Below are 6,407 nucleotides of genomic sequence, written 5' to 3'. Positions count from 1 at the left end.
CTGGATAATTTAACTTATTTACTACTAGCTCACTCCGGAAAGTGACAGAACAGGGATATGACTTTAGCCGCAGCTAAATCACCCTTGTCTTTTGTGTGGTGCATTGATATGGAATTTCCAGCCTATTGGTTAATTACCATAAAAATACTGCTTGAAGGTTCGTATTTAGCTAAAACGAGCGCGGCAGGGTTCGAACCTGCGACCAACGGATTAGAAATCCGTGGCTCTATCCACTGAGCTACGCGCCCAATATAATACTATGGCTCTAAGAAGAGTCACTCATCCAATTATATCGTTTCCCTTACCAAGAAGCAATTGAAAATTGCAGATTTCCCAGTGGGAAGGCTAAGATGCTAGTCGCTAGTTAGTCAATGTACACTAAAAACGAAGTAAATGGACTATTTGTTAGATATATTGTGTGGTCAATGGGTTATTTGGGTGTTGATATAAATCAAGTTTGGGCGGGGTACTGTAGATTAGCCTCTTGCGATCGCGAGGTAATGGTCTACAGTATGCTAGGTAATCGCACTCTTGGCGATACTGTCAAATCGGATTATAGATCGCATATTGAGAACGCCCCTGTGAGGAGTTATTTGCTAGTGCCATGTTTATTCTCAAACGGCAGGATGTAGAAATATCAAGCATTCAGCACCCTAAGCGGGATCAGCCAATGCCAGTTCTCCACTATCAGGGGCAAACCTTTCGCTTGATTAGTGTTTTTAAAGCTAGCCAAGAGGAAGAAGCTAGAGCCTTGTGGAGAGAATTAACCGACCATCGAGGTAAAGCCTGTGTTTTGTTGGAAGAACCAGACCGTTATAGTGTCTGGGGTAAAATCCGTTTAGAGCAGCTAGGTAGTGACACAGGTGGTCACAGCAAAACAGGAATTTTTGTTCAAGGCTGTATTTTGCTGTTGCAAGCTGTGTATATGGACATTGAAGATTTTTTAGGTGCTCGACAAGCAGCTTTATTTGAGAAGGATATTGCGGAAATATTGCGGCAAAAGCAACTTCCTCAAGCAACTTCTCCAGCTGGATTAAAATCTTTACTCAAACAAGATCCACTCGATACAGCCAGTCTGCCTCCCTGGCAAGAAAATCATATAGTTATCTTTTTACAAGAACTCCATAAGCTAGGCAAAACCTATTTTGGTAATGCTAAATTTGCCCATCCAGTCCTTGATCGGTTACAAGATATGCCAGAAGGAGAGCGATCGCTGTTTATCAGTTGGCTAAATCAATCTCCAATGAGTAAACTGTGGCAATAGCATAGACAAGGTGGGAAAAACTGTTGCCACTGATAGTTGCTCTTGGCATCTGATTATGTATTGTTTGGCAGAGCAATTGGCTAGTACAGCATGGCATAAATCAACATACTGTTGAAAACAGGCTAAAAGCCTGAAAAAAGAGTCTTTAGACTTTCATACAACGGCACTAGTTGGTTTTCAGATAAATTGCTTCCCACACAGTCATGCACGTCAAAATACTGCCAAAGTGTATTTACATAGTCAATCTCTATGAGTAGTTCTTACGAAAATTCTTACCGTTCTAAATCTCTTTTCACTACAGGGAACATCGTCTTGCTTGGCATTGGCTGGGCTGTACTGGCACTGCTATACTATCTATTGTTTAGCGCTAAAGTTCCAGGACCAGATGGCATAGAAAGTCGTGCCGAGTGGTATGTAATTGGTACAAATATTTTTGAAGCGTTAGCTTACCTGGGTGCCAGTATCTTATGCTTGAGGAATTGGCGTAGTCCACAAATTGTCAGTGGGCGAAATGTTTGGCTCGCCATTGGCATAGGTATGCTGTCTTATTTCCTAGGGGGGATATTTTTCGGTTATACGGAAATAATCTTAAAAGAAGAACCGGATGTTTCTATTGGCGATGTGTTTTTTGTAGTAACTTATCTGTTTGTTGGTGCAGGTATGATTTTGGCAGCGGCTCATAGGCGAATCAATCTAGAAAAATGGCAATGGCTTATTGTCTTAGCTATTGGCATATTTGGTAGTTTGTTGGCCTGGTGGATTTCGCTGCAACAGACCAAACCCCTGGAGTTGCTAGGCACTATTTTGAATTGGTTTTACGTAGTTAGCGATGTGGCTATTTTAATTATCGCTACAACTTTGCTCTTAGCATTTTGGGGAGGAAGAGTTGCCCAGTCTTGGAGAATGATTGCAGCCGCAGCATTTTCACTCTACATTGCAGATATGTGGTTTAAATACGCCACCAATTCGATTCCCAATTATCAAAGTGGAGAAATATTAGAAGTGTTTTGGGTTTTTAGTGGGGTTTTATTTGGCATGGGCGCTGTTTTAGAATATGACGCATCATTGAGCCGATCGCGGCGGGAGCGAGGACGAAAACGAGCTTAGAAAAGATTTTTGGTATCTACCGTGAGAAAATTAACCGATTCTGACAAACAAGAAATTCTGAAGTTATATCGAGAAACGGCCGAAACCACCTCAACTTTGGCGGAACACTATGGCGTTAGTAACTCGACAATTAGCCGCTTGCTTAAAAGTACCTTACCTGAAGACGAGTACGAATACCTCGTTTCCTTAAAACGCGCTGCTAGAACTCCTGAAGGCAGAGCGCAGGTTAACTATGAGCAGTTACCGCTGTTGAGTCAGCCACAGCCAGAAAAAGAAATTCTGAGCAACGACAAGCGTCCCTTAGAGTTGTCTGAGGTTGAGCCAGAGGAAGTAGTAGCAGAGTCTCCAGAAGAAGATAGTAGGGAATCAACCCCTGCTATCAGACGGGTGCGGCGGCGCTCTTCAGCAGAGACAAAACCGAAGTCTCCAGCAGCAGAGCAGCTAGAAATTTTACCCAAAAAGTTACCCGACGTTGCAAGCATCCCCAGTCCTAAGCTGCCAGAAATAGTCAGTCTTCCTAGTCCCAAGCCACCAGAAGTCACGAGCATTCCCAGTCCCAAGCGTCCAGAAATTGCTAGTATTTCCAGTCCCTTGCTAGAAGATGATGAGCATCCAGAAGCAAACGTCTTCGCCCAAATGCTAGGTGAAGACTTGCTAGATGAGCCAGAGGATTTGGACGATTTAGAGGATGATTTAGACGAAGATGATGACTTCGAGGAAGAGGATGAGGAAGATGACTTTGAGGAGCCAAGACCTCTAGTTACAAGACGCAGGCCCGGTGAAGCACCAGTTCAGGTATTGCCATTGTCGTCAGCGCACTTGCCCAAAACTTGCTATTTGGTCATCGACAGATCCTCAGAGTTAATTACCCGACCGCTGAGAGACTTTGGTGACTTGGGGCAAATTCCCAGCCTGGAAACTCAACAAAGAACTCTACCAGTGTTCGATAACCACCGCGTAGCCAAGCGCTTTTCTACCAAGCGCGATCGCGTGATTAAAGTGCCTGATAGTAAAATGCTGCACAAGGCTCGTACTCATCTCCAAGCTAAAGGCATCACGCGGCTGTTGATTGATGGTCAGGTATATTCCTTATCTCCGGTTTAGATTTTATGGAAATACCTGCTGGCTATGGTGTGGTATTGACGACAGCTGCCAACGTCCAAGAGGCAAAAGCGATTGCAAATGCTCTTGTGGAAGCTAAACTCGCTGCTTGTGTGAGTATATTGCCCATCCACTCGGTTTATACCTGGGAAGGGGAAATAAACGCAGAAGATGAATGGCAGTTGTTAATCAAAACTGATTTGGCGCAATTTCCCACTGTTGAAGCCAAAATCCGGGAAATGCATTCCTATGTAGTGCCAGAAGTTATTGCTTTACCAATTCTTGCAGGTTCTCAACCCTACTTGCAATGGATATCTGAACAGATGAAGGTTGAGCAGTAGGCAATTCATCAAAATTACTTTCCCCATCTTTCTACTTGCCTAGGAGATGGGGTAATTTATTGAATTATTTTATTGCTGATTCACAATCGCCAATTAACTATAAACAGCAGCAGCAAAACGATTTGCCAGGTTAATAATGTCTTGTTTGCGGGCGATTTGGTTAATCCATTCTTGGGGAATATTCTCGACCCCATAATAAATTCCTGCTAATCCACCAGTCACCGCAGCGGTAGTATCCGTATCTCCACCTAAGTTAACAGCTTTCAGTACTGCCTCAGGATAAGATGAGCTATTTAACAAACACCACAGTGAAGCCTCTAAGGTATCAATTACATAACCACCAGAATTAATCTCTTCTACTGGTAGCTTGCCGATTTCACCACTGTAGATTCTGGCAAAATGCGGTTTTTCTAACAAATATTCCCGCACAGAATAAATTGTCTGGATTTTGTCTAAACTTTGCAAATAAGCCGTTTGTGGGTCAGCCCCTTCTAGCAGGGCAACAGCGATAGTAATATAAATACCACAGGCCATTTGCGATCGCGCATGGGCATGGGTAATTGCAGAAACGTCATGCACCCGCGCGATTAATTCGCTAAAAGTTAAGCTTTTGTGATAATAAGCCATTGGCAAGATTCTCATCAACGAACCATTACCATTGGTATTTTCACTAGTACCACCTGCTTTTCTCGGTGGAGTTCCTTGTTTCCAATTGACAATTGCTAAAAATGTGGTGTTACCGATGTCAAATACATCTCCATGAGGTGTCCAGTAACATTCGTTGTACCAACGCCAAAAGGAATTAGCTATAGCATCCAGTGAAAATTCCTCACAGAGACATTCTGCTAGGCAAAACGTCAAAGAACTGTCGTCTGACCAAGTACCAGCAGGAACATCCCAAGTTCCATAACCCAGCATAGATGTGACTGGAGATTTTAATCGTTCAGCGCGGCTGGTGAACTCCACTGCCACACCCAACGCATCACCGATACATAAACCCATCAATCCAGACAATGTTTTTGCAGCGGTTAGCATTTTTCAATCGGCAATGAAACTTTTCTACAACTGATTTTACTTGTGAAAGGCCGCTCATCAACTCCTTGCATAATTCACAATCGCCAATTAGCTGTACACAGCAGCCGCAAAACGCTTTGCCAGGTTGATAATGTCTTGTTTGCGGGCGATTTGGTTAATCCATTCTTGGGGAATATTCTCGACCCCGTAATAAATTCCTGCTAATCCACCAGTCACCGCAGCGGTAGTATCCGTATCTCCACCTAAGTTAACAGCTTTCAGTACTGCCTCAGGATAAGATGAGCTATTTAACAAACACCACAGTGAAGCCTCTAAGGTATCAATTACATAACCACCAGAATTAATCTCTTCTACTGGTAGCTTGCCGATTTCACCACTGTAGATTCTGGCAAAATGCGGTTTTTCTAACAAATATTCCCGCACAGAATAAATTGTCTGGATTTTGTCTAAACTTTGCAAATAAGCCGTTTGTGGGTCAGCCCCTTCTAGCAGGGCAACAGCGATAGTAATATAAATACCACAGGCCATTTGCGATCGCGTATGGGCATGGGTAATTGCAGAAACGTCATGCACCCGCGCGATTAATTCGCTAAAAGTTAAGCTTTTGTGATAATAAGCCATTGGCAAGATTCTCATCAACGAACCATTACCATTGGTATTTTCAATTTTTCCCCCTGCTTCCCGGGGTAAAATACCCTGTTTCAAGCGCATAATCGCTGCATGGGTAGTATTGCCAATATCAAATAGTTCACCACGGGGAGTCCAGTAAGCGGCTTTGTACCAGCGCCAAAAGGAATTGGCTATAGCATCCAATGAATAGCCTCTACAAAGGCTCTCTGCCAAGCAAAACGTCAACGAACTGTCATCTGACCAAGTTCCTGGTGGTTGATTCCATGTGCCATAACCCAGCATAGATGTGACTGGAGATTTAACTCGTTCAGCGCGGCTAGTAAACTCCACTGGTACACCCAATGCATCACCGATACATAAACCCATCAATCCAGACAACGTTTTTGCAGCGGTTAGCATTATTCAGTCTCCATAGAAGTCTCCAAAACTTAACTTTATAGATTCTGCCTAAAGCTTGTTGCCATAGCTGCTACAACCTCCTGTTTTATCCAGGATAGAAATGTTCTCAGCATAAGATTCATAGATGATTTTCTCTTATCAATCTCCGCTAATTTTTCTTACTATTAATTGTGCCAGTTTAAAAAGCGTCTACCTTGAGCAAAAAATCCCAGATCACACAATAAAAGTGCGTACTTACAGCCATTTTATTCAAAGCTTAGATTGTCAAAAACTTGTAATTTGTAGGGATCAATAACACCAAAAATTTAGTAATACTATTTACGCACAAGGGAACTCTTGATTTTATTATTAGTCAGTAGTCTTAAGAAATCCATGACAAAAGTCATGAGTCATTACACCAGAACCTTGCAATAACTAGGCAATAACAACTGACACACGAATCGCAGTAAAAATTGCCAATTAAATAGGAACATTTTCCCTGCGTTCTCGACTTGTAATTTAACAGCAAAAAAATACAATATTTGGTAAAG

At 42.6% G+C, this 6,407-nt stretch carries 6 protein-coding genes and 1 tRNA gene; 4 read left to right on the top strand and 3 right to left on the bottom strand.

The window, feature by feature from the left end; genetic code table 11:
- Nucleotides 1–175: 175 nt before the first annotated feature.
- A tRNA-Arg gene (locus BV375_RS16230) sits at nt 176–248 on the bottom strand.
- Nucleotides 249–604: 356 nt separating this feature from the next.
- Here BV375_RS16230 and BV375_RS16225 point away from each other — a divergent pair.
- The 4 genes from BV375_RS16225 (at nt 605) to cutA (ending at nt 3,813) form a co-directional block, all read left to right on the top strand.
- Entirely contained in the window at nt 605–1,264 is a 660-nt protein-coding gene (locus BV375_RS16225) for an Npun_F0813 family protein (protein WP_086762220.1), read from the top strand.
- A 249-nt stretch (nt 1,265–1,513) separates the two neighbouring features.
- Nucleotides 1,514–2,371 (top strand): hypothetical protein, encoded by an 858-nt coding sequence (locus BV375_RS16220; RefSeq protein WP_086762218.1) that lies wholly within the window; start codon nt 1,514–1,516, stop codon nt 2,369–2,371.
- 21 nt (nt 2,372–2,392) lie between these two features.
- A complete protein-coding gene (locus tag BV375_RS16215) occupies nt 2,393–3,475 on the top strand; it encodes a transposase (protein ID WP_086762216.1) in 1,083 nt (360 codons plus the stop codon).
- Between the two features lie 5 nt (nt 3,476–3,480).
- The gene (cutA, locus tag BV375_RS16210) at nt 3,481–3,813 is read left to right on the top strand and encodes a divalent-cation tolerance protein CutA (protein WP_086682913.1); all 333 of its coding nucleotides are present in this window, start codon (nt 3,481–3,483) and stop codon (nt 3,811–3,813) included.
- Nucleotides 3,814–3,906: 93 nt separating this feature from the next.
- Here the strand turns inward: cutA and BV375_RS16205 are convergent, their stop codons facing one another.
- Entirely contained in the window at nt 3,907–4,848 is a 942-nt protein-coding gene (locus BV375_RS16205; protein WP_086762215.1) for an ADP-ribosylglycohydrolase family protein, read from the bottom strand.
- A gap of 87 nt (nt 4,849–4,935) precedes the next feature.
- Nucleotides 4,936–5,877: an ADP-ribosylglycohydrolase family protein gene (locus BV375_RS16200; RefSeq protein WP_086762213.1), complete on the bottom strand. Its 942-nt coding sequence runs from the start codon at nt 5,875–5,877 to the stop codon at nt 4,936–4,938.
- Nucleotides 5,878–6,407 lie beyond the last annotated feature (530 nt).

Source organism: Nostoc sp. 106C, from assembly GCF_002154725.1.
Taxonomy (GTDB): Bacteria; Cyanobacteriota; Cyanobacteriia; order Cyanobacteriales; family Nostocaceae; genus Aulosira.
The sequence above is the reverse complement of the archived record's forward strand: the minus strand, read 5'-3'. Positions and strand labels throughout refer to the sequence as shown.